This window comes from Sphingomonas phoenicis, from assembly GCF_047238005.1.
In the GTDB taxonomy this organism is placed as follows: Bacteria; Pseudomonadota; Alphaproteobacteria; order Sphingomonadales; family Sphingomonadaceae; genus Sphingomonas.
On record NZ_JBDFMC010000002.1, the window covers coordinates 272546 to 295126 of the forward strand.

The following is a 22581-nucleotide window of genomic DNA, read 5'->3' on the forward strand; positions in this document are numbered from 1 at the left end:
ACTACCTCGAATTTCGCGCAACGACGCTAATGCGCAGAAAGCTATAAGATAATTACACGTGAACGCAATTGTCCCACAACGCTACATCCCAAAATAGGTCGCGCCTCCTGTGAATCCGGCGGCTTAACGAAACGTTACGATCCGCTATGCACCAGCAGACCAGGGGGACACAGTAAGCGTGCGTTTCGATGATAGCCTCAGGACGGTGTTGTCTGCCGATCACGGGCCCGGTTTTGGGGCCCAGTCGGCATGGCGGCAGATCGTCGACCTGCTTGGGCGGGGGCGCATCGCGGCGGACGCTGTCGACGAAGCGATGGGCCGGCTTCGCGACCTGCGCGACCGGGTGCCCGCATCGGTGCGGGCGGCCAGTGGGCGGGCGCTGGCCATGGCCAGGCCGCCGGCCGCTCTGGTCGCGTTCTTCGCCGGCGACGAGCTGGCGATCGGCGCGCCGGTGTTGCGGACCGCGGTGCTCGAAGAGGCAGACTGGCTTGGTCTGCTGAGCGGCCTGTCACCCGCCGGGCGATCGGTGCTGCGTCACCGGCGCGACCTGCCTGCGGATGTCGTGCGCGCGCTGGAGAGTTTCGGCACGACCGACTTCACGCTGGGCGACGGGAGCAACGACGCCGTCGTCGTCGCCGCACCCGGTCCGATCGAGGTGCCGGTCGTTCCCGAGCCGATCGTGCTGGTGCCCGATGCACCCCTTTCTCCCACGCCGTTCGTCGCGCTGGGTGAAGTGGCGCGCGGGCTGCCGGTCGTCGCCGAGGCACTGCGCCGCGCCGATGCCGAGCAGCCGGTATCGCCGGCGGAGGCGATGCCCGCGGCGGCACCGCCACCGGCCGAGCCGCAGCGGTTCGAGATCGCCGATCTCGTCGCGCGGATCGAGGCGTTCAACCGTGATCGCGACGGCCATGTGCCGGCGCCGCCGCCGGTACCCACCGAGGCGGGATTCCGCTTCGAGACCGACGTTACCGGCACGATCCGCTGGGTAGAGGGCGTGGCCCGTGCGGCGCTGGTCGGCGTGTCGCTGGCGCGTCCCGGCATCCACGGGTTGATCCGCATCGATGCGGGCGTGGCAGCAGCGTTCCAGCGGCGTGGCTCGTTCAGCGACCTGCGGCTGGAGGTCGAGGGATTGTCGGATGCGGCCGGATCGTGGCGCATCGCCGGCACCCCGATCTTCGAGCCGTCCAGTGGGCGCTTCACGGGCTTCCACGGTGCCGGCCGGCGTCCCTTGCGACACGAGAGCGCAGCGCCTTCGGCGCAGCGATCGACGATGTCGGAAGGATTGCGGCAGCTTGTCCACGAGCTGCGAACCCCGGCCAATGCCGTGGCAGGTTTTGCCGAATTGATCGAGACCGAGCTGCTGGGGCCGGTCGGCGATGCCTATCGGAAGCGCGCGACCGCCATCCGGTCGCAGGCATCCGGACTGCTGACCGCGATCGACGATCTCGACACGGCAGCGCGGATCGAGGGGCAGGCGCTGGAACTGCGTCCGGGCGCGGTTCCGCTGGGCGAACTCGCGGCGCGGCTGGCGACCGATCTCGCGCCGCTCACCCGCCAGCGTGGCGCGACGCTGACCCTGTCCGGCGAGGAGGCGATCGCGGCCACGGACGATCGCGCGGCCGAGCGGTTGATGGCGCGCCTGCTGGCGACGCTGGTATCCGCCGCGAGTGCGGGTGAACGGATCGGCATTACCGTGCATCCGACCAAGGAGCACGCCGTCGTCGCCTTCGACCGGCCGCGGACCCTGGCCGACCTGTCCGGCGATGCACTGTTCAGCCTGGACGGCATCGGGGAGGGCGAGGACGGCGCACCGATGCTGGGCGCCGGCTTCACCCTGCGGCTGGTGCGCAATCTGGCGGCGGAGCTGGGCGGTGCGCTGTCGATCGAACCCGACCGGCTGGTCCTGCGCCTGCCCGCCCTGCGCGAGCGGGACGCCGGTCAGGTCACCGGCGGCTGAATCGCGGCGGGCTGTTCCTGCTCGGCATAGCGGCGGGCGATCACGGCGCAGGCGATCAGCTGGATCTGGTGGAACAGCATGAGCGGGAGCAGGACGATGCCGACCTGCGCGGCGGGGAACAGCACGCCGGCCATCGGCACACCCGCCGCCAGGCTCTTCTTCGACCCGCAAAACTGCAGCACGATCGCATCTTCCCGCGCCAGCCCCATCGCGCGGCCCGCCAGCCGCGTGACGATCAGGACGATCGCCAGCAGGAGCGAACAGGCGATCCCCAGCAGCATCAGGTCCGTGGCGGAGACGCGGTGCCACAATCCCTCGACCACCGCCGCCCCGAACGCGGCGTAGACGACAAGCAGGATCGATCCGCGATCGACGATGCCGGTCAGGCCCTTGAAGCGGGTCAACCAGCCGCCGATCACCGGGCGCGCCAGATGGCCGGCGACGAACGGCACCAGGAGTTGCAGCACGATCGACTCGATCGAAGCGAGCGAGATGCCCGGCCCGCCTCCGACCCCGTTCATCAGGAGCGCGACGAGCAGCGGTGTGATGAGGATGCCGGCCAGGTTGGAGAAGGACGCGCTGCAGACCGCTGCGGCGACGTTGCCGCGCGCGATGGCGGTGAAGGCGATCGACGACTGCACCGTCGATGGCAGCAGGGTGAGGAACAGCAGGCCCGCCGCAGCCGGCCCCGCCATCAGCGCCGACAGGCCGAGACCGAGCAGCGGGAACAGCAGGAAGGTGGTGGCCAACACGGCCAGATGGAGCCGCCAATGGCGCGCACCGGCCCAGATCGCCTCACGCGACAGACGGGCACCGTGCAGAAAGAACAGGAGGACGATGCCGGCGGTGGCTGCACCCTCCACCACGGTCGCCAGCACGCCGCGCGCCGGCAGGACCGAGGCGAGCAGGACCGTGCCGAGCAGGGCGAGGATAAAGGGCTCGAACAGGGCGAGGAAGCGGCGGATCATCCGGCCTGTCCGACATAGGCGTCGAGCGTGGTGAGATGGCCGGCCAGCGCGGCATCGGACAGAAAGGCACCGAGGAAGCTGTTGCGCGCCAGCGTCACCACCTGTTCGCGGCCGAGCGCCCGCGCCGTGGCGACGGCGCGGTAATTGTCGGCGATGTAGCCGCCGAAATAGGCCGGGTCATCGGAGTGGACCGTCGCGCGCAGGCCGAGGGCGAGCATGCGGTCGATCGGATGATCCTCGATCCGCGCGACGTTGCGCAATGCGACGTTCGACAGCGGACATACCGTCAGCGTCATCGCCTGCCGGGCCAGCCGCGCGACGAGGGCGGGGTCCTCCAGCGCGCGGTTGCCATGGTCGATGCGGTCGACGTGGAGAACGTCCAGCGCCTCGTGGATGTAGGCCGGCGGTCCCTCCTCGCCGGCGTGCGCGCACAGCTTCAGCCCGCGCTCTTGACTGGCGGCGAAGACCCGGGCGAACTTGGCGGGCGGGTGGCCGAGTTCGGAGGAGTCCAGCCCGACGCCGACGATCCGGTCGAGCCACGGTTCCGCCGCCCGCAGCGTGGCGAACGCATCCTCCTCGTCGAGGTGGCGCAGATAGCTGAGGATCAGCTCGACGCTCATCCCGTGGCGCGCCCGCGCATCGTCGATCGCCGCGAACAGGCCGTCGACCACGACCTGCATCGGGATGCCACGGTGAGTATGTGTCTGAGGATCGAAGAAGATTTCCGCATGGACCACGCCATCGGCGGCGGCCCGGTCGAAATACGCCGTCGCCAGATCGCGGAAATCCTCCTCGGTGCGCAGCACGTCGGCACCGGCATAGTAGATGTCGAGAAAGCTCTGCAGGTCGGTGAACCGGTAGGCGGCCCGCACCTCCTCTACCGACCGGAAGGGAATGGCGACCCGGTTGCGCGCCGCCAGCGCGACCATCATCTCGGGCTCCAGCGATCCCTCGATATGAAGGTGCAGTTCTGCCTTGGGCAGGCGGGCGATGAAGTCGTCGGGCATGGTCGCATCCTGGCATGGTGGCGACCGCCGGCCGCACATTCCTGTGCCCGAACCTGTGCGATGCCAGCCGATCGGGAGCAAGCGTAAGCGGCGCAGCTCGCGATGCACCAGGTGCATGCAATGGTCGGGGAGACAGGATTCGAACCTGCGACATCCTGCTCCCAAAGCAGGCGCGCTACCGGACTGCGCCACTCCCCGACGCTGCGTGGCCCTAGGGCCGGCCTGCCTTCTTGGCAAGCGGTGGTGCGCCCGGCAGGACTCGAACCCGCAACCTAGCCGTTATGAGCGGCCAGCTCTAACCATTGAGCTACAGGCGCACGCGAGCGCCACGTAGCGCAGGCGGACGCAAAGAAAAAGGGCGCTCCCGACCGGCGGGAGCGCCCTTTCACGCCTGAAGCGACCGGGCCGAAGCCCGATCGGCTCAGTTCATGTTGTCGACCTTCTCGTCGGCCGCGTCGCGGACGTTCGAAGCGGCGTCCTCGAGGTTGTCCGACGCGTTCTCGAGCATTTCCGACGACGCCGCGTTGGCGGTGTTGTCGGCCAGATCCTCAAGGTTGTCGGCCTGCATCTCGAGGTTGTCGGCCAGCATGTCGGCGTTGTTCTCGACCGCAGCGGCCTCGGGCGACTTCGAGCAGGCGGCGACCGACATCAGGCCGGCAGCGGCCGCAACGAGCAGGATCTTCTTCATGTGGATGCTCCCAAGCATAGCAATTCGTTCGCGGGGCCGAGCGCCGACGCGAGGTTGCGTGCATACTCTACCCTTCCACTAGGTCAATCGGCAATTCAGGCGAAAAGGTGGCAGGTTCCCGCCGCAACCAGCAGTTCGTCGCAAATCAGGGGCGGGGCGGCACGGAAGGAATGTCTTCGGGCGCGTTCGCGACGATTTGCAGCATCGTCGTCCAAGCCGCTACGTTCTGGCGCAATTGTTTCGGATCGATGCGGTCCAGCGTGTCTTCGGGCGTGTGGTGCACGTCGAAATAGCGCAGGCCTGACTGGTTCAGTTCGAGCCCCGCCACGCCGGTCGCCAGCACGGGGCCGACATCGGTACCGCCGCCCGCGACGCCGGTTCCGCGGACGATGCCGAGCGGTGCGAGCGCGGCGGCGAGGCGGTCGCCGATCGGCGAGGCCGGGCCGACGAAGTCGGTCTCGACCCGCCAGACGCGATCGGCACCGAAGTCGCTTTCCGTCGCGATTACATGACGTTCGCCGGCATGGGCGGCCGCATAGGCACGACCGCCGAAACCGCCGATCTCCTCATCGCCGAACCAGACGACGCGGATCGTACGGCGCGGGCGGCCGGCGTCCATGACCAGTTTGGCGGCGGCGGTGGTGATGCCGAGGCCAGACGCATCGTCGATCGCCCCGGTGCCGAGATCCCAGCTGTCGAGGTGGCCGCCGACCAGGACGACGCCCGCCGACCGATCCGATCCCGGTACTTCCGCGACCACGTTTCCGGACTGGCGAGAACCGACGAACCGCGGCGTCAGCGTCAAGTGTACGTTGACCGTCAACCCACGCTTGACGAGCCGCTCGAGGTTCTCGGCATCGGCGACCGACAGCGCGGCGGCGGGGATCGGAGCGACGCTGTCATCGAAGTTGGTACCGCCGGCATGGGGCCCGCGACCGTGATCGGTGCCGATCGACCGGATGACGATCGCGGCGGCGCCCTTGCGCGCGGCGACGTTGGGGCCGACGAAGCGGGCCGCGCCGGCGCTGCCGTAGCTGGAGCCGTCCTGCGTCGGCTCCATCACGTTCGAGACGAAGACGATGCGACCGCGCACGCTGCCCTCCGGTGCGAGGAGCAGGTCGTTGAGGCTCGCGAAATAGGCGATCGGCGCGGTCAGCCCGGCGGCGGGGGTGGCGCCCGAATTGCCGAGCGCGGTGAGGCGGAGCGGCTGGGCATGATCGCCGACCACCTCGGCCGTCTCCACCCCGCGCTCCCACACATTGGCGAGCGTGTAGGGCTCGATCCGGACGTTGCGGAAGCCGAGTGCCTTCAGCCGGGTCACCGCCCAGTCGCGGGCCGCCGCCTGGCGTTGCGAGCCGCCGGTCATGCGCGGGCCGATCTCGGTCGTCAGATCTTCGGTGATCGCCCAGGCGACGCCATCCTGCAGCGCCTTGTCGCGCAGCGCCGCGACCTTCGCATCGACCGCGACAGGGAGCGGCGTGGCGCGCGGACGGGTGATCGGCGGCGCCTCCGGCGGCCGGGTCGCGCCGGCAGGGGCCTGGGCGGCGGCGGGAGCGGCGGTGGCGGCGAGCAGCAGGAACGCGGTGCGGATCATGAACTTCCCCCTTGGGTGACGGCGGCAGGGGTAGGACGATCCGCCGAGCCCGCACAACCCCGAACGACCGACGCATCGCATCGGCGCCCGCGTTGCCAAGGACGACCGGCATCGCTATCTCGCGAGGCCACGTTTCCCGTCATTCGAACCATGGAGCCCGGCACCGCGATGGCCGTCCAGTATACCTACGTCATGAAGGGCCTGACCAAGACCTTCCCCGGCGCCAACAAGCCCGTCCTGAACAACATCCACCTGCAGTTCATCCCGTCGGCGAAGATCGCGATCATCGGCCCGAACGGCGCCGGCAAATCGACGCTGATGAAGATCATGGCGGGCATGGATCCGGACTTCACCGGCGAGGCGTGGGCGGCCGAGGGCATCCGCGTCGGTTACCTGGCGCAGGAGCCGCGGCTGGACGAATCGAAGGACGTGATGGGCAACGTCAAGGACGGCGTGCGCCCGGTTGCGGACCTGGTCGACCGGTTCAACGCGATCTCTGCCGAGATGGGCGATCCGAAGGACGATACCGACTTCGACGCGCTGATGGAGGAGATGGGCGACCTGCAGGCCGCGATCGACGCGGTCGATGGCTGGTCGCTGGACAGCCAGCTGGAACAGGCGATGGAAGCGCTGCGCTGCCCGCCGGGCGATGCCGACGTGACGAAGCTGTCGGGCGGCGAGAAGCGCCGCGTGGCGCTGTGCAAGCTGCTGCTGGAGAAGCCGGACATCCTGCTGCTGGACGAGCCGACCAACCATCTGGACGCGGAAAGCGTGTCGTGGCTGGAGAACTATCTGAAGGAATATACCGGCAACGTCATCCTCGTCACCCACGACCGCTACTTCCTGGACAATGTCGTCAACTGGGTGCTGGAGCTGGATCGCGGGCGTTACTACACCTACGAAAGCAACTATTCCGGCTATCTGGAGAAGAAGGCCAAGCGGCTGGAGCAGGAGGAGCGCGAGGAGGCCGGCAAGCAGAAGGCGATCGCCGACGAGCTGGCCTGGATGCGCCAGACCCCGAAGGCCCGCCAGACCAAGTCGAAGGCGCGTATCCGCGCGTTCGACGAGCTGATGGCCAAGCAGGAGAGCCGCGTCGCCGGCAAGGCGCAGATCCTGATCCAGCTGCCCGAGCGGCTGGGCGGGAAGGTGATCGAGGCCAAGGGCCTGACCAAGGCGTATGGCGACAAGCTGCTGTTCGACAATCTCGACTTCATGCTGCCGCCGGGCGGGATCGTCGGCGTGATCGGGCCGAACGGCGCCGGCAAGTCGACGCTGTTCAAGCTGATCACCGGGCAGGAACAGCCCGACAGCGGCACGATCGAGGTCGGGACGACGGTGAAGCTCGGCTATGTCGACCAGAGCCGCGACGACCTGGATCCCGACAAGAACGTCTGGCAGGAAATCTCCGACGAGCTGGAGGTGTTCCGCTTCGGCAAGCAGGAGCTGGGCACGCGCGCCTATGTCGGCGCGTTCAACTTCCGCGGGCCCGACCAGCAGAAGAAGGTCGGCCAGCTGTCCGGCGGCGAGCGCAACCGCGTGCACATGGCCAAGATGCTGAAGGAGGGCGGCAACGTCCTGCTGCTCGACGAGCCGACCAATGACCTGGACGTGGAGACGCTGCGCGCGCTGGAAGAGGCGCTGGAGACGTTCGCCGGCTGTGCCGTGGTCATCAGCCACGATCGCTTCTTCCTCGACCGGCTGTGCACGCACATCCTGGCGTTCGAGGGCGACAGCCATGTCGAGTGGTTCGAGGGCAATTACGAGTCGTACGAAGAGGACAAGCGCCGGCGGATGGGCGATGCGGCCGATCGCCCGACGCGGCTGGCGTACAAGAAGTTGACGCGGTGAGGGACGGCGGCTCCGGGTGACGGGGCGGGCGGGTGCCGGGGCTTCGCCTGCCTTGCAGGTAGCGGGACCCCGGTCGTGCCGGCGAGGCGCGTCGGTTGGGTTGGATCACGCGCGCATGCCCGGTCTTGCCAAAGTGCGTCCCTATTGCCGCCATGATCCGCGGCGAGGTCGTCGTCTCATGACGATCATCAGGAAAGCCGCGTTTCCCACTGACGGCCCAACCGTGCTGAGCATCTGGCGGGAGTTCATAGCGAACTCTCCGGTCAATCTCGATTATCAGAACAATGAAGTCGAGTTTGCCACCTTCGCGGAGAAGTATGCCGCACCCGGAGACTGCGTTCTACTGGCAGATGCCGGGGACGTGATCGAGGGATGCATCGCGATGCGCCACGTGTCCGCTGCCATATGCGAGATGAAACGGCTGTATGTCCGGCCCGCCGCGCGGGGCAAACACCTTGGTCGCGCGCTGGCGGAACATCTGATCGCGGAGGCCCGTGCCGCCGGCTATCGCGAGATGCGACTTGATGTGCAGGCCAAGTTTCTTTCCGCACGAAAGCTCTATGCAGATCTCGGCTTCGTTCCAGCCGAGCCGATCTCTTTCAACCCGGTGGAAGGGGCGTCCTTCCTCGGCCTTCACCTTTGATCCACCAGAGCGGTTTCCGACCATGTCGAACCGTCGTGATCGCCCTACGAGCGACCGGTGCGCGGCGGCCGCTTTCCCGATCAACCATTTCCGTTCGGGGAAACAGCCCGGATATGCTCAAACTGTCGTGTGCGGCTCGTCCACGTCCAGCGGCTCAACCCGCGCCTTGAGCAGGTCGAAGGTGGCCGGTGCGATATACAGGCTTCGCTGAGCGGCCTCGTTCCTCAGGGCAATGCGCCTCCGGGCCTCGCCGTCGGCGCAGCTTACAGCCCACAACATAGAGGTTGCCCCTGTGTTGGCGACCATGGCGCGCACGCGATCCCGTTCCGCCCGAGACCAGAAACCATAATCGAGAACAACGTCGAGCCCCAGCGAGAGGCAACGAGCCCAGACAGGCTGCATGACATCGAGAATGGCCGCGGCCCTATGCTGGAACGTGTCGGCGGGCGGGTCTTCACCAAACAGGCGTGCCATCCATTCGTCAGGCGTGAAACGGACGGCGCCATGTTGAAGCTCAAGACGCTTGGCCAGCGTCGTTTTCCCCGACCCCAAGAAGCCGAACACGAGGTGAGCCGTAGCCATTCCCACTCCCTGCCGTCACTCGGGTGCATCGATAGCAGCCAAGGTCCACTGCCAGCGAGTTTCATCATTCGATCCCGAGGGGAAAACCCGGCCGCCTCACGGCTGTTCCTTCGCGGAACGGCGCGTGAGCCCAAGACCTCAGTAGTCGAACGTCATGCCGCGGCATGAAGCCGGGCGCAGGTGATAGTCCGCAAAGACCGACGGCGGCTTGTCCTTCGTCTCCTCGGTGATGGTCCAGCGCCAGCCGGTGCCGGAGCGGCTGAACCGATTGACATAGGTCGCATCCGGGAAGCGGTAGCGTTGCACGAACCCGCCCGGTTCCAGCTCGCCGAGACCCAGCGACGGTTCGTACAGGCCACCGAAGCTGTCGGAGAATACCGACCCGATCGCCCGGGGCTTTTCACCCGCGCCATAGGTGATTGCCGCCTCGTACGGGTCCGATCCGGTGGCGCGCAGGTGCAGGGTGAAATAGCGGCGGCCCAGATGCCACTCGCCCCGCGCGATCGACGGCGAGTCCTTGCCCTGAACCTGCCCGCTTACGCGCCAGCAACCTTCCATGCCCGCCACGACCGCCAGGCCCGGCGGCACGGTGTAGGCCGGTGTCGCGAGCATGAGCATCAACGTCAGCATGATCGTCGCCCCTTCAGCTGCTATCGTGTGCAACTATGCTGTCAGGTCGAAAGAAGCGCCATTCGCGATTTACCGTCCAAGTCGGGACATCTTCGGCAGGCGAGACCTGAACGGCACACGGCGCCGGTTCGCAACAGGCGTCTTCGGGCGTGGTTTGGTGCCGGGTGGATCATCATCCGGAGGTCCTGTTGCGGAGGTCGCAGCCGTCTTTACAGGCCGGCGGTGTCCACGGTCAGTCCGGCGATCGTGGCGGCGTGGATGCGGTCTCCGAAAGGGACCTGACGGGATTGGCCGAACGTGTCTCCTTCGGGCGCCCAAAGCTGGTGGATCGCCGCCGCGCGGATATCGACGACCCAGTATTCGGGTACGCCCTCGCTGGCATAGATGCGGCACTTGCGGCCGAGATCGTTGCGCAGCGTGGTGTCGGCGACTTCGATCACCAGCGCCAGCGAGGCGAGGGGGATCAGGCCTTCGCCTTCCGGTTCGGCGGTGATCGCGATATCGGGTTCGGGCACGTTGTGGGGTGGCATCGATACGGACCCCTCGACCAATGCCTCGAAGGTGCCTGCGACGTCGCGAAGGGCGGTGGCGACAAGGACGTGAAGACGCGACTTGATCCGCGCGTGCGGCCGGTGCTGCGCGTTCATGTACACGACCTCCCCGTCGAGCAGTTCGGTCTTGCCATAGGCATCGAAGGCGCCGGCATCGTCGAGCATCAGATAGTCCTCGACGCGCAGCTTCACCGGCAGCGGAACGTCGGTGAGGGGCGCCATCTCCGTCATGGCGCCCTGCCTATCATATCTGCCGGGCCGGCGACATGGGCCGCCGCGATCCTAGCGCACCCGCTTCACGAACGACCGGCCGCCCTCGCGCACCTCGGCCTGGAAATTGGGGACGGCGCCGATCAGGTCGGACAGGCGCTTGTAGCCATAGTTGCGGACGTCGAAGCTGGAGCGGTTGGCGGCGAGCTGGCCCATTGCCGACAGGCTGACGAAGCCCTTTTCGTCGCGCTTCGATGCGTCATAGGCGTCGATCAGGAGCTGGAGTAGCTCGTTGTCGACCGGCGCCTTGGGCTTCATCGGGCGCGAGGCGGCGATCGAGGGGGGGAGCGAATCGGCGATCGACATGTCGCCTGCGGGCTGGGCCGGTGCGGGCTGGGCCGTCGCCGGCTGGGCGGCGGTGGGCGGCGCGGCAGGCGTCGGTGCGGCCGGTGCGTCGGCGGCGGGCTTCGCCGCGGCGCCGCGGCGGCCGCGGGCGGGAGCGGGCGCGGAGACCGGCACATCGGCGGAGATGGCGGCGACGTCGATGAAGCGGGTGCAGGCGCGGCGGAACCCCTCGGGCGTGCGACTGGTGCCGAAGCCGTAGACGGGGATCCCCTCCTGCCGGATGCGCATCGCCAGCGGCATGAAGTCCGAATCGGACGACATGATGCCGAACGCCTCGACCTTGCCGCGGAACAGCAGGTCCATCGCGTCGATCGTCATCTTCATGTCCGTGGCGTTCTTGCCCTTGGTCAGGTCGAACTGCTGCTGCGGTTCGATGCCGTGGCGGACCGTCATCTCGCCCCAGCTCTTCAGCCCCGGCTTGGTCCAGTTGCCGTAGACGCGGCGGATGTTGACCGTGCCGAGTTCGGCCAGCACGGTCAGCACCGGGTCGAGCGTGGCGGCGGAGGCGTTGTCGGCGTCGATCAGCAGGGCGACGTTGCGGGTGGGGGTGGTATCCATCGCGCCGCTTGTGCGCCGCCGGACGACGGGATGGCAATGGGGTTAGCGCGGCGCGTCGCGATCGTTCGGCTCATCCGCCTCGTCGAGGTCGGCGTGGGATTCGAGATCGGCGAGGAGGCCGGCAGAGGCGGCGGGCGACAGGCCGGCGGCGGCATCGGCGGTGATGTTGTTGATCATGTCGCGATCGTCGGTGTCGCGGGCGGCGTCGGTGCGGGGGTTCTCGGCCATGTCCATCTCCTTGTGGCGAAGAGAACCGCCGGCAGGGGCGCCGCGTTCCTCAGGGTTCTGCGGATAGGAGAGGGCGATCACCTCATACTCGCGCTCGCCGGCGGGCAGGACGACGCGGCGGCAATCGCCGATCGCGGCACCGCGCAGCGCGCGGGCGAGCGGCGCGCTCCAGCCGATGCGGCCGGTGCCGGCATCCGCCTCGTCGTCGCCGACCAGCGTCAGGGTGCGGTGATTGTCGTCCTCGTCGGCGATCGTCACGCTGGCGCCGAACCAGGCGCGGCTGCGATCCTCCTGCCGGGCGGGATCGACGACGCGCGCGGCCTTCATGCGCTTCGACAGCCAGCCGAGGCGGCGGTCGATCTCGCGCAGGCGCTTGCGGCCGTAGATATAGTCGCCGTTCTCCGACCGGTCGCCGTTGCCCGCGGCCCAGCTGATCGTCTCGACCAGCGCGGGCCGCTCGGTGGCGAACAGGCGTTCGTACTCGGTGCGGAGCGCGGCGTAGCCGGCGGGCGTGATGAGGTTGAGGCGGGGCTCCATCAGCCGGGACGGTTCTTGCCCAGATACCAGCTGAGCCGCGCCTGGCCCTGGCTGCGCGACCGCTGGGGGTTCATCAGGTCGTAGACGACGGCGTTCTCCAGCACCCGCTGGACGTAGTTGCGCGTCTCGCCGAACGGGATCGATTCGACCCAGTCGACCATGTCGATCTGGCCGGTACGCGGGTCGCCGAACTGGCGCAGCCACTTGTTCACGTTGCCGCCGCCGGCATTGTAGGCGGCGATCGTCAGCGGATAGCTGTTGTAGCTGGCATAGACGCGGTTGAAGTAGCTGGAGCCGAGCTGGATCGAGATGAACGGGTCGCTCGACAGCTGTTCGGGGGTGAAGGACAGGCCGATCTTGCCGCCCTGTTCGCGCGCGGTGGCGGGCATCAGCTGCATCAGGCCGCGGGCGCCCGCGCTGCTGACGGCGGCGCGGTCGAACTGGCTTTCCTGGCGGGCGATGGCGTGGATGATCGTCCAGTTTCCCTCGTACCCGGCGGGAACGGGGACGGTGGGGAAGCCGGCGGCGGAATAGTCGCTGAGCCCGTTCACCAGCGCGCTGCGCCCGACCATGACGGCAAGGTCGGGGCGGCCGATCTGGCGCGACAGTTCGGCGGCGAGCAGGTGGTCGCTGTCGCTGGTGGCGTCGGCGGCGATCTGGCGGACGAAGGCGGTCTGGTCGCGCCAGTCGCCGACATTGGCGAGGAAGCGGGCGGCCTGCACCACCTCGCGCGCGTTGAAGGCGGCGCGGGTGGCGGCGGTGACCGCCATGGCGACGGCGGGCACGGCCGGCGGCGCCACCAGCGGCCGGCCGGTCCGCTCCGCGGCGAGCTGGCCGTAATAGCTGTCGCGGTAGCCGGATGCCTGGCCGTAATAGGTCGCGGCCTCCGCCGGCTTGCCCGCCGCCTCAGCCGCGCGGCCGGCCCAGTAATAGCCCTTGGCGCGGGTCTGCGGCGACTGGATGGCGCGGGCGTAGCGATCGAACATCACCATCGCGTCGGCGGGGCGGTTCAACTGCTTCATCGCCGTCTGGCCGGCGAGCCAGGCGAGCGAGGTATAGTCGTCGCGCTCCCCGTAGGGCTTTTTCGAGATGTCGGTGCCGGGCGGATAGGCGTCGTCGATCTGGCGGGCGATGTCGTAGGCGAGCTGCCACTGGCTGTCCGCCGCGGCGCCGCGGGCGTTGACGAGCAGCACCTCGTACCATTTCTCGACATTGCCGGGCAGGCTGGCGAGGCGGCGCGGCTGGGCGAGATAGCTGCGGACCGAGGGATCGAGCGCGTTGCGCATCCACGTCGCACGATCGGCGATATAGCCGGGGTCGCCGGCGAACTGCGCCTGCGTCGCCGCCGACAGCGCCGCGGCATCGGGCGCCTTCGTCCGGAAGGCGAGCCGGGCCTGGAACATCGGGCGCTGCGCCGGGCTGACCAGCACCAACTGGCGCGCCGCGCCGCCGGTATTGCCCTGCCACAGCAGCGCGTCCATCCGCGCGTCGTGATCGGCGGGGGTCAGCGCGGCGGGGAAGCTCGTCAGCACCGCGCTCTCGTCCGCGGTCGCCAGCGTGCCGCTGCGCCAGGCGGCACGGGCGGCGGCGTTGGCGCCGGCCATGTCGCCGGTCGCGAGCAGCGCGCGTGCCTGCGCCACGCGGCCGGCGCCGGTGGTCGGCGGATAGCGGCGGAAGAAGGTGGCGACGTTCTGCGGCGTGCCGGTGCCGAGCCCCGCCTGCCGTTCCGCGGCGCGACGGTTCGCCGCCTCGCCCGGCCAGCCGGGATGCTGGGCGATGAAGTTGGCGTAGCTGTCGAACGGCAGCGCATCGGTCTGCTGAAGGGCGCGCCACTGCGCGATCGTCGCGGCGATCGCACCGTTGTTGACGGGCGCGGCAACGACCGGCGCCTGCGGCAGGAGATTGGCGGGAGTGCCGGCGGGTGCCGCAGTGCCCGTCTGCACGCGACCGGCGAGCTGGGTCAGCCAGCCATCGAGGGGGGCGGCCACCTGCTGGGCGGGGGCGGTGGCATCGGGGAGGGCGGACGTGCCCGCCAGCAGGGCGAGCAGCACGCCGGACTTCATCGGTGCGATCATATGGACAGGATAGGGCAGCCACCAGTATCTGTCCTGAACGAAATGCGGCGATCGCCGCCAGAAGGACTGCCATCTTCATGTTTTCCGGTTCCATCCCCGCCCTGGTGACGCCCTTCGACGCGGCCGGCGATTTCGACGAGCGCGCGTTCCGCGACCTGGTCGAATGGCAGATCGCGGAAGGATCGTCGGCCGTGGTGGCGTGCGGGACGACTGGCGAGGCGGCGACGCTGGACAAGCGCGAGCATTTCGAGGTGGTGCGGGTGTGCGCCGACCAGGTGCGCGGCCGCGTGCCGGTGATCGCCGGCGCCGGATCGAACGACACCCGCGTCGCCGCCGCCAACCTGATCGCCGCCAAGGAGGCGGGGGCGGATGCGGCGCTGATGGTGCCGCCCTATTACAACCGCCCCTCGCAGGACGGCATCTTCCGCCATTTCGAGGCGCTGGGTGCGGACGCACCGCTGCCGATCATCCTGTACAACGTGCCGGGCCGCACCGTGACCGATATCCAGCCGCAGACGGTGATCGGCATCGTCCGCGCGTTTCCCGCCGTGTTCGTCGCGATCAAGGATGCATCGGGCGTGCTGGCGCGGGTGACCCAGCACCGGCTGGCGCTGGGCGACGGGTTTGTCCAGCTGTCGGGCAACGACGACCTGGCGCTGGCGTACAACGCGATGGGCGGTACCGGATGCATCTCGGTGACGGCCAACGTCGCGCCGCGGCTGTGCGCCGGGTTCCAGGCGGCCTGCGCGGCGGGCGACGCCGCCGCGGCGCTGGCGCTGCACGACCGGCTGTATGCGCTGCACGACGCGATGTTCGTCGATGCCTCTCCGGGGCCGGTGAAATACGCGCTGGGACGGGTGCGCCCGGGCTTTCCGGGCCACCTGCGACTGCCGATGACGCCGGCGAACGAGACGGCGCGGGCGGCGGTGGATGCGGGGCTGGCGGCGGCGGGGCTGGTATAGGGATCGTTGGGGGACGGGCGGCCGGCTTCTCACCTGCCTGTTGCTTCACTCTCGTGCAGGCGGGGATCCATCGGCGCTGACGGTCGGGATCGAGCCACTGGCGTGAGCGCGTCTGGATCCCCGCTTTCGCGGGGATGACGGGGGTGTGGTTGGGCTTTCGGTGCGCCTGCGGCTGCCGATGACGGCCGCGAACGGGACGGCGCGGGCGGCGTCGGAGGGGTGGCCCGGAGCGTGCCCGGAAGAGGTGGCGAGACGCCGCCTGCCGATCTCGGTCGCTGCTTTTGCTTTCGTGCGCGGTTGACACCTCTGCAAAACTCTTCCGTCATCCCGGCGCACGCCGGGACCCATCTCTCCGCGAGCGTCCAAGCTATGAATCGTCCCGTGTCCGTGGGTCCCGGCGTGCGCCGGGATGACGAAGAACAGGAGCGTCGGGGGAACTGCGCCGAGGTCTCGCCCCCGCTGGGAGGACGGAGTGGTTGCCCGCCGATCGGCCGGGGCCGGTTCCTTGCCTCACCGGGATCGGGAGCCGTCCCGCCCGTCGTTCCGCGCGGTCACCCACCGCGGATTGTGAAGGGCCGGACGCACGGGTGCTTCCCAGCGCGCCCTGTCGCTCTTACATCGCGGGTCGCATGTCCCGTCCCAAACCCGCCACCTTCGACAAGAAGAAGATCGTCGCCGAGAACCGCAAGGCGCGGTTCGAGTACACGATCGACACCGTGTACGAGGCGGGGATCGCCCTGACCGGTACCGAGGTGAAGTCGCTGCGCTTCGGCGAGGGATCGATCGCCGAGAGCTATGCCGAGGTGCGCGATTCGCAGATCTGGCTGGTCAACGCCAACGTGCCCGAGTTCAGCCACGGCAACCGGTTCAACCACGAGGCGAAGCGCCCCCGTAAATTGCTCCTTCATGAGCGCGAGATAAACAAGCTGCACGGCGCGGTGGCGCGCGAGGGCATGACCCTGGTGCCGCTGTCGGTCTATTTCAACTCGCGAGGACGGGCGAAGGTGGAGCTGGCACTGGCCAAGGGCCGCAAGGATCACGACAAGCGCGCCGCCATCAAGGAGCGCGAGTGGAAGCGCGAGGCCGGCCGCATCATGCGCGATCGCGGCTGATGGCGTCGGCCGCGCCGACCATGTGGAACCGGTCCGTCGCATGGTGCCGGCGCAACCTGCCGACGCGCGAGTCGATGGAATCGAACCGGATGCTGCGCCCGGTCGCGCACCGGGTACTGGCGCCCGAGCTGTGGCGCTTCACCCGCCGGTCGGTGCCGCGCGGCGTGGCGCTGGGCATGATCGCGGGGTTCCTGTTCCCGGTCGCGCAGATCGCGATCGCGGCGATGTTCGCGCTGCCGTTCCGCGCCAACGTGCCGGTCGCGGCGCTGACGACGTTCATCACCAATCCGCTGACGACGCCGCTGCTGTGGTTCCTGGCCTACAAGATCGGGGCGTGGCTGGTGCGGACCGACGTGCCGATGGTGAGCCAGCCGGTGCAGGACGCGGCGACCGGGTGGCTGCAATGGGCGACAAGTTGCCTCCACTGGCTGTGGGACAAGGGACCGGCGTTCGGGCTCGGGCTGCTGGTGCTGACCGGGGTGGCGGCGGTGTTGGGCTATGCGTTGTCGGCGCTGGGCTGGCGGCTGTGGATCGCGCGCAAGTGGCGGCACCGGCATGCGCGGACGGACGACGCCATCGCGGGCTGAGCGGCCGGTTTCCGCGACGCCCGATCATGACAAGCGCGTTACATTTGGCGCAGACCCTTTGACGGGGCGTGTTGCGACGTTACATCAGTGCGCATCATTCGATCCGTTGAAGGAAACATGATGTCAACGCGACTGTTCGCCGCCCTGCTGCTCGCCTCCGCCACTTCCGCCGCCATCGCGCAGACGCAGACCGCACCCGGTGCGGCGCCCGCCGCCGCCGCCGCGCGGGCGCCCGGCAAGCCGCAGCTGGGCGATTTCGGCGTCGACCTGACCGGCATGGACAAGTCGGTGAAGCCGGGCGACGACTTCTACCGCTTCGTCAACGGCGCCTGGCAGGACCGGACGCAGATCCCCGCCGACCGGGCCAGCTGGGGCGGGTTCGGCGTGCTGCGCGACCTGTCGGACCAGCGCACCCGGCAGGTGATCGAGGATTCGGCCAAGGTCCGCAACGCGCCGGGCAGCGTCGGCGAGAAGATCGGCACGACCTATGCCAGCTTCATGGACGATGCCGCGATCGAGAAGGCGGGTGCTGCGCCGCTGAAGCCGTATCTGGCGCGGATCGACGCGGTGAAGACCCCGGCGCAGCTGGCGGCGATGTTCGCCGAGTTCGGCCGGCGCGGGATCAGCACGCCGATCGGCATCGGCGTGGAGCAGGACCTGAAGGACAACAGCCTGTACTCGGTCTATGCCGGGCAGGGCGGGCTGGGTCTGCCGGACCGGGATTATTATCTGGTCGACAATCCCAAGTTCGCCGACATCCGGACCAAGTACGTCGCGCATGTCGCGACGATGCTGCGGCTGGCCGGGCGCCCCGATGCGCAGGCGGCGGCGCAGCGCATCTTCGATCTGGAAAAGCAGATCGCGCAGGTCCACTGGACCCGCGCCGAGCAGCGCCAGGTCGACAAGCTGTACAATCCGGTCGCCGAGAGTGACCTGTCGGCGAAGATGCCCGGGTTCGACTGGGCGGCGTACCTGAAGGCGGCGGGCGTCGCCGGGCAGCCGCGGATCATCGCGTCGCAGCCATCGGCGCTGACCGGTACCGCGAAGATCGTCGCGGCGACGCCGATGGCGACGTGGCGCGACTATCTGGCGTTCCACCAGATCAGCAATGCCGCGCCGCTGCTGTCGAAGCCGTTCGTCGATGCGAACTTCGCCTTCTACGGCACCGCGCTCAGCGATACGCCGCAGCTGAAGGACCGGTGGAAGCGCGGCGTCGACCTGGTCAATTCCAGCCTGGGCGAGGCGGTGGGCCAGGTCTATGTGCAACGTTACTTCCCGCCCGAGGCGAAGGCGAAGGCCGACGAGCTGGTGAAGAACCTGATCGCGGCATACGACAAGCGGCTGGCCAATCTGGAGTGGATGGCGCCCGAGACGAAGGTGAAGGCACGCGCCAAGCTGGCGGCGTTCACGCCCAAGATCGGCTATCCCGACAAGTGGCGCGACTATTCGGCGCTGAAGGTGGTGCCGGGTGACGTGCTGGGCAATGCCGACCGCTCGGCCGAGTTCGAATACAATCGCCAGCTGGCCAAGATCGGCAAGCCGGTGGACCGGACCGAGTGGTTCATGACGCCGCAGACCGTCAATGCCTATGCCAACCCGCTGATGAACGAGATCGTGTTCCCGGCGGCGATCCTGCAGCCGCCCTTCTTCGACCCGAACGCCGATCCGGCGGTGAACTACGGCGCGATCGGCGCGGTGATCGGGCACGAGATCAGCCACCATTTCGACGACCAGGGCCGCAAGTTCGATCCCAAGGGCAATCTGGTGGAATGGTGGACGCCGCAGGATGCCGAGCGGTTCAAGACCTATACCGACCGGGTGGTGGCGCAGTACGGCGCGTACGAGCCGATCCCGGGTATGAAGGTGAACGGCGAGCTGACGCTGGGCGAGAACATGGCCGACCTGGCCGGGGTGAACGTGGCGTACGACGCCTACAAGATCTCGCTGAACGGCAGGCCCGCGCCGGTGATCGACGGCTATACCGGCGACCAGCGCTTCTTCCTGGGCTTCGGCCAGGTGTGGCAGAACAAGGCGCGCGAGGCGGCGATCCGGCAGCAGATCACCACCGATCCGCACACGCCGGGCAACTGGCGCCCCTATGTCGTGCGCAACCTGGACGCGTGGTACGACGCGTTCGGGGTGAAGCCGGGCGAGAAGTTCTATCTGGCGCCGAAGGACCGCATCAAGGTCTGGTAAGCGGGTTTCCACGGACCGGAGAGGGGCAGCGCCGGTGGCGGTGCCCCTTTTTCGTCGGAGCGGGGCGACCGGCGTGGGTGCCACGGGCGTGAGGCGAGTGCCGCCTCCGGTTTCCGGCGCCGGCAGGTTATGGTTCGTACAGACCCAAGCACCTCCCCGGCGAAGGCCGGGGCCCAGGTGGGAGACGAAGCCGAGGCACGTTGCGCGTGCCATGACGACCATCCCCACTGGACCCCGGCCTTCGCCGGGGAGGGCAGGTGGCAGCTCAAGCGTGTCGAATAGCCTCGTAGCGCGACCCCGGGTGAAGGTTGGAACGCGAACGGGCGGAGCCGATCTGCCGGTAACGCGGTGAACGGATGGCTGGGTCGGGCAGGTGTCGGCCGTGCGCTTGACGGCGGCGGCGGATGGGCCCGAAGAGGGCGGCATGTCGCCGCTTACCCAACGCACGTCGCCCGTCCGTACCGCCGCGCTGGTCGCGGGGCTCGCCGCCCTGCTGGCCGCGGCGCTGATCCTGACCTTCGCGCGGGACTGGACGGTGGCGGCGGGGTTCCTGGCGGCGGGGATCGTCGCGGGCGGCGTGGCGATCGCGTGGCGGCTGCTGGCCCCGGTGGCGCCGCCGCCGACCCGCGCGGTCGACTGGAACCTGTCGCGGGCGATCGCATCGGCCAACGACGATCCCGTGGCGGTGACCGACCGGGGCGGACGGCTGGTCTGCGCGAACGACGCGTTCGTGCTGCTGTTCCCGGACCTGCCGACGCCGCCCGACCTGCCGCTGGGGCCGGGCGCGGTCGACGCGCTGGCGGCGGCGGGGCGCACCGCGTGGCGCGACGGGACGGCGGCGATCGAGGGGCTGGACGGGCGCCTCGACGTCAGCGTGACGCGTGCCGGCGACGAGGCGGACATGCTGGTCTGGCGGGTGGGCAGCCGCCAGTCGCGCGACGCGTTCGAATCGCTGCGCCAGCTGATCGCGGGGCCGATCGGCGACCGGCTGGGCCGGGCCGGCGCGATGGCGGCGCTGGTCGCGCATGACGGGACGGTGATCGCCGCCGATCCGGGGCTGACCCGCCGCGCGCTGGGCGAGGGGGGCGGATCGCTGGACGGGCGCGACCTGGCGACGGTGATCGCGGGCGACGGGCAAGGCATGCTGAGGCTGGCGCGCGAGGGCGATCGCGGACCGCCGCTGCGCTTCGTCGAGATCCCGTTCCTGGAGGCGGAGGATGCGCCGCTGATGGTGCTGCTGCTCGACGATCTGGCGGCGCCGGTTGCGGCGGCGGGGGGATCGGGATCCGAGCATGTCCGCTCGTTCGTGGGGCTGATGCCGTTCGGCATGGCGCTCGTCGACCGCGAGGGGCGGCTGATCCAGATGAACAATGCGTTCCTGCGGGCCGCCGATGTCGATCCGGGGGCGATGCCGCTCTATCCGGGCGATCTGGTGGTGCGCGAGGACAAGACCGCGGTCGCCGATGCGATCCGCCGCTTCGCCGGCGGCGCGACGCATTCGGCCGACATGGCGGTGCGGCTGAAGGACCATCCGGACGAGACGGTCGCGCTGACCATCGCCAATGCCCGCGGGCTGGGCGATGCGGCGGTGCTGCTGAGCCTGAAGAACAATTCCGAGGAGACGCGGCTGAAGCGCGAGGTGGCGCAGGCGACCAAGATGCAGGCGGTCGGCCAGCTGGCCGGGGGCGTCGCGCACGATTTCAACAACATCCTGACCGCGATCCTGGGGCATTGCGACCTGATGCTGATGCGCCACTCACCGGGCGACAGCGATTACGACGACATCCAGCAGATCCGCACCAATTCGAACCGCGCGGCCAGCCTGACCCGCCAGCTGCTCGCGTTTTCGCGGCAGCAGACGCTGCGCCCGCAGATCCTGCAGCTGCCCGACGTGGTGTCGGAGGTATCGACGCTGCTGAAGCGGCTGATGGGCGAGACGGTGCGGCTGGACGTGACGCACGGCCGCGGGCTGGGGCCGGTGCGTGCCGACCCGGGCCAGCTGGAGCAGGTGGTGGTCAACCTGGCCGTCAATGCACGCGATGCGATGCTGACCGCGAACCCGAACGGCGGCGGCACGCTGACCATCCAGACCCGGTCGGTCACCGCCGCCGAGGTGCGGGCGATGAAGAACGACATCCTGCCCGTCGCCGACTATACCGCACTGTCGGTGAGCGACACGGGCACCGGCATCCCGGCCGACGTGCTGCCCAAGATCTTCGAGCCGTTCTTCACCACCAAGGAGACGGGCAAGGGCACCGGCCTGGGCCTGTCGACGGTGTACGGCATCGTCAAGCAATCGGGCGGTTGGATCTTCGCCGACAGCCGGCCGGGTAAGGGCGCGACGTTCACGATGTACCTGCCGGTCCATGCCGCCAGCCCCGTGCCGGTGATGCGCGCCGCGCCGAAGCCGGCCGAACGATCGAATCCCGCCTGGGGACAGGGCACGATCCTGCTGGTCGAGGATGAGGACATGGTGCGCGCGGTGGCCGAGCGGGCGCTGACCCGGCAGGGCTATACCGTGCTGACCGCCGAGAATGGCGAGGCGGCGCTGGAACTGATCGAAACGGCGGCGCGGCCGGACCTGCTGATCAGCGACGTGGTGATGCCGACGATGGACGGGCCGACGATGGTCAGGAAGGTGCGCGAGCGTTACCCCGATCTTCCCGTTCTGTTCATGTCGGGGTACGCCGAGGAGCAATTGCGCCGATCGATCGATCTGGACAATGTCGCCTTCCTTCCCAAGCCCTTCTCGGTCCAGCAGCTGGCCGATGCGGCGCGGATGGCGGGCGAAGCGGCACCGTTGCCAGACCGTTCCGATTGAGGCAAAGGCGGACACGATGACCGCCAAGAACATCCTGATCGTCGAGGACGAGCCGCTGATCGCGATGATGCTCGAGGATTTCCTCGAGATCCTCGACCAGAACGTCGCCGGCAATGCCGACACCGTCGCCGGTGCGCTGGAACGGGTGAGCCAGGGCGGTATCGATGCCGCCATCCTGGACCTGAACCTGCGCGGCGGCGAGAAGAGCACGCCGGTGGCACAGGCGCTGGCCGATGCGGGTGTCCCCTTCGTGTTCGCGACCGGCGGCAGCGACGACAGCGTCGACGAGCGCTTCCGCGATCGCCCGGTGCTGCAGAAGCCGTTCACGATGGACGGCGTGGCGAAGGCGCTGGCGGCGTTGTGATCCGGTGCCGGGGTCGGGCCAGAATGGGCGCGGTCGGGGCAGTGCAGGGTAGGGCGAG

The 22581-nt window shown here is 68.9% G+C and carries 18 protein-coding genes, 2 tRNA genes and 1 pseudogene; 9 read left to right on the forward strand and 12 right to left on the reverse strand.

Features of this window, described 5'->3' with window-relative positions; all coding sequences use genetic code 11:
- The first annotated feature begins 178 nt into the window (after nucleotides 1–178).
- Nucleotides 179–1957 (forward strand): sensor histidine kinase, encoded by a 1779-nt coding sequence (locus tag ABC319_RS02060; protein ID WP_413068637.1) that lies wholly within the window; start codon nucleotides 179–181, stop codon nucleotides 1955–1957.
- On the opposite strand, the gene ABC319_RS02065 is transcribed toward ABC319_RS02060, so the two are convergent.
- From ABC319_RS02065 to ABC319_RS02090, 6 genes are all read right to left on the reverse strand, one after another.
- Entirely contained in the window at nucleotides 1939–2925 is a 987-nt protein-coding gene (locus ABC319_RS02065) for a bile acid:sodium symporter family protein (RefSeq protein WP_413068638.1), read from the reverse strand. The genes ABC319_RS02060 and ABC319_RS02065 overlap by 19 nt on opposite strands.
- Nucleotides 2922–3932: an adenosine deaminase gene (locus ABC319_RS02070; protein ID WP_413068639.1), complete on the reverse strand. Its 1011-nt coding sequence runs from the start codon at nucleotides 3930–3932 to the stop codon at nucleotides 2922–2924. Before ABC319_RS02070 ends, ABC319_RS02065 begins: the two co-directional genes overlap by 4 nt.
- A 121-nt stretch (nucleotides 3933–4053) precedes the next feature.
- Nucleotides 4054–4130, reverse strand: a tRNA-Pro gene (locus ABC319_RS02075).
- A 43-nt stretch (nucleotides 4131–4173) separates the two neighbouring features.
- A tRNA-Ile gene (locus ABC319_RS02080) sits at nucleotides 4174–4249 on the reverse strand.
- Nucleotides 4250–4353: 104 nt separating this feature from the next.
- On the reverse strand, nucleotides 4354–4620 hold the full coding sequence (locus ABC319_RS02085; RefSeq protein WP_413068640.1) for a hypothetical protein: 267 nt from the start codon (nucleotides 4618–4620) through the stop codon (nucleotides 4354–4356).
- A gap of 145 nt (nucleotides 4621–4765) precedes the next feature.
- Nucleotides 4766–6214: a M28 family peptidase gene (locus ABC319_RS02090; protein ID WP_413068641.1), complete on the reverse strand. Its 1449-nt coding sequence runs from the start codon at nucleotides 6212–6214 to the stop codon at nucleotides 4766–4768.
- A gap of 168 nt (nucleotides 6215–6382) precedes the next feature.
- Here ABC319_RS02090 and ettA point away from each other — a divergent pair, with 168 nt between their 5' ends.
- Together ettA and ABC319_RS02100 are read left to right on the forward strand one after the other, a co-directional pair.
- Nucleotides 6383–8062, forward strand: a complete 1680-nt coding sequence (gene ettA / locus ABC319_RS02095; RefSeq protein WP_413068642.1) for an energy-dependent translational throttle protein EttA — start codon at nucleotides 6383–6385, stop codon at nucleotides 8060–8062.
- Between the two features lie 178 nt (nucleotides 8063–8240).
- Nucleotides 8241–8705, forward strand: coding sequence for a GNAT family N-acetyltransferase (locus ABC319_RS02100; protein WP_413068643.1), 465 nt, complete (start codon nucleotides 8241–8243; stop codon nucleotides 8703–8705).
- Nucleotides 8706–8822: 117 nt separating this feature from the next.
- Here ABC319_RS02100 and ABC319_RS02105 read toward each other — a convergent pair whose 3' ends face one another.
- The 6 genes and pseudogenes from ABC319_RS02105 to ABC319_RS02130 form a co-directional block, all read right to left on the reverse strand.
- Entirely contained in the window at nucleotides 8823–9287 is a 465-nt protein-coding gene (locus ABC319_RS02105; protein ID WP_413068644.1) for a P-loop nucleotide/nucleoside kinase family protein, read from the reverse strand.
- Between the two features lie 138 nt (nucleotides 9288–9425).
- Nucleotides 9426–9917, reverse strand: coding sequence for a hypothetical protein (locus tag ABC319_RS02110; RefSeq protein ID WP_413068645.1), 492 nt, complete (start codon nucleotides 9915–9917; stop codon nucleotides 9426–9428).
- A 209-nt stretch (nucleotides 9918–10126) separates the two neighbouring features.
- A complete protein-coding gene (locus ABC319_RS02115; protein ID WP_413068646.1) occupies nucleotides 10127–10699 on the reverse strand; it encodes a Uma2 family endonuclease in 573 nt (190 codons plus the stop codon).
- 51 nt (nucleotides 10700–10750) lie between these two features.
- The gene (locus tag ABC319_RS02120) at nucleotides 10751–11641 is read right to left on the reverse strand and encodes an NYN domain-containing protein (protein WP_413068647.1); all 891 of its coding nucleotides are present in this window, start codon (nucleotides 11639–11641) and stop codon (nucleotides 10751–10753) included.
- A gap of 288 nt (nucleotides 11642–11929) precedes the next feature.
- A pseudogene (locus ABC319_RS02125) lies at nucleotides 11930–12406 on the reverse strand (GreA/GreB family elongation factor); the annotation flags it as partial.
- Nucleotides 12406–14481, reverse strand: a complete 2076-nt coding sequence (locus tag ABC319_RS02130) for a lytic transglycosylase domain-containing protein (protein WP_413068648.1) — start codon at nucleotides 14479–14481, stop codon at nucleotides 12406–12408. The pseudogene ABC319_RS02125 and the gene ABC319_RS02130, both read right to left, overlap by 1 nt.
- Nucleotides 14482–14558: 77 nt before the next feature.
- On the opposite strand from ABC319_RS02130, the gene dapA reads away from it, so the two are divergent.
- The 6 genes from dapA (at nucleotide 14559) to ABC319_RS02160 (ending at nucleotide 22523) form a co-directional block, all read left to right on the forward strand.
- The gene (gene dapA / locus ABC319_RS02135; RefSeq protein WP_413068649.1) at nucleotides 14559–15443 is read left to right on the forward strand and encodes a 4-hydroxy-tetrahydrodipicolinate synthase; all 885 of its coding nucleotides are present in this window, start codon (nucleotides 14559–14561) and stop codon (nucleotides 15441–15443) included.
- Nucleotides 15444–16072: 629 nt separating this feature from the next.
- A complete protein-coding gene (smpB, locus tag ABC319_RS02140; RefSeq protein WP_413068650.1) occupies nucleotides 16073–16555 on the forward strand; it encodes an SsrA-binding protein SmpB in 483 nt (160 codons plus the stop codon).
- Nucleotides 16555–17142: a DUF2062 domain-containing protein gene (locus ABC319_RS02145; RefSeq protein WP_413068651.1), complete on the forward strand. Its 588-nt coding sequence runs from the start codon at nucleotides 16555–16557 to the stop codon at nucleotides 17140–17142. The genes smpB and ABC319_RS02145 overlap by 1 nt, the downstream gene beginning before the upstream one ends.
- Nucleotides 17143–17262: 120 nt before the next feature.
- Nucleotides 17263–19338, forward strand: coding sequence for a M13 family metallopeptidase (locus ABC319_RS02150; protein WP_413068652.1), 2076 nt, complete (start codon nucleotides 17263–17265; stop codon nucleotides 19336–19338).
- A 424-nt stretch (nucleotides 19339–19762) separates the two neighbouring features.
- Nucleotides 19763–22159, forward strand: coding sequence for a hybrid sensor histidine kinase/response regulator (locus ABC319_RS02155; RefSeq protein ID WP_413068653.1), 2397 nt, complete (start codon nucleotides 19763–19765; stop codon nucleotides 22157–22159).
- A gap of 16 nt (nucleotides 22160–22175) precedes the next feature.
- Nucleotides 22176–22523, forward strand: coding sequence for a response regulator (locus tag ABC319_RS02160; RefSeq protein ID WP_413068654.1), 348 nt, complete (start codon nucleotides 22176–22178; stop codon nucleotides 22521–22523).
- Nucleotides 22524–22581 lie beyond the last annotated feature (58 nt).

Coding starts and splice junctions, on each gene's coding strand:
- ABC319_RS02155 (WP_413068653.1), top strand. CDS start 19,763: ATGTCGCCGCTTACCCAACGCACGTCGCCCGTCCGTACCGCCGCGCTG.
- ABC319_RS02110 (WP_413068645.1), bottom strand. CDS start 9,917: ATGCTGACGTTGATGCTCATGCTCGCGACACCGGCCTACACCGTGCCG.
- ABC319_RS02105 (WP_413068644.1), bottom strand. CDS start 9,287: ATGGCTACGGCTCACCTCGTGTTCGGCTTCTTGGGGTCGGGGAAAACG.
- ABC319_RS02090 (WP_413068641.1), bottom strand. CDS start 6,214: ATGATCCGCACCGCGTTCCTGCTGCTCGCCGCCACCGCCGCTCCCGCC.
- ABC319_RS02115 (WP_413068646.1), bottom strand. CDS start 10,699: ATGACGGAGATGGCGCCCCTCACCGACGTTCCGCTGCCGGTGAAGCTG.
- ABC319_RS02130 (WP_413068648.1), bottom strand. CDS start 14,481: ATGATCGCACCGATGAAGTCCGGCGTGCTGCTCGCCCTGCTGGCGGGC.
- ABC319_RS02160 (WP_413068654.1), top strand. CDS start 22,176: ATGACCGCCAAGAACATCCTGATCGTCGAGGACGAGCCGCTGATCGCG.
- ABC319_RS02065 (WP_413068638.1), bottom strand. CDS start 2,925: ATGATCCGCCGCTTCCTCGCCCTGTTCGAGCCCTTTATCCTCGCCCTG.
- dapA (WP_413068649.1), top strand. CDS start 14,559: ATGTTTTCCGGTTCCATCCCCGCCCTGGTGACGCCCTTCGACGCGGCC.
- smpB (WP_413068650.1), top strand. CDS start 16,073: ATGTCCCGTCCCAAACCCGCCACCTTCGACAAGAAGAAGATCGTCGCC.
- ABC319_RS02145 (WP_413068651.1), top strand. CDS start 16,555: ATGGCGTCGGCCGCGCCGACCATGTGGAACCGGTCCGTCGCATGGTGC.
- ettA (WP_413068642.1), top strand. CDS start 6,383: ATGGCCGTCCAGTATACCTACGTCATGAAGGGCCTGACCAAGACCTTC.
- ABC319_RS02070 (WP_413068639.1), bottom strand. CDS start 3,932: ATGCCCGACGACTTCATCGCCCGCCTGCCCAAGGCAGAACTGCACCTT.
- ABC319_RS02085 (WP_413068640.1), bottom strand. CDS start 4,620: ATGAAGAAGATCCTGCTCGTTGCGGCCGCTGCCGGCCTGATGTCGGTC.
- ABC319_RS02150 (WP_413068652.1), top strand. CDS start 17,263: ATGTCAACGCGACTGTTCGCCGCCCTGCTGCTCGCCTCCGCCACTTCC.
- ABC319_RS02120 (WP_413068647.1), bottom strand. CDS start 11,641: ATGGATACCACCCCCACCCGCAACGTCGCCCTGCTGATCGACGCCGAC.
- ABC319_RS02100 (WP_413068643.1), top strand. CDS start 8,241: ATGACGATCATCAGGAAAGCCGCGTTTCCCACTGACGGCCCAACCGTG.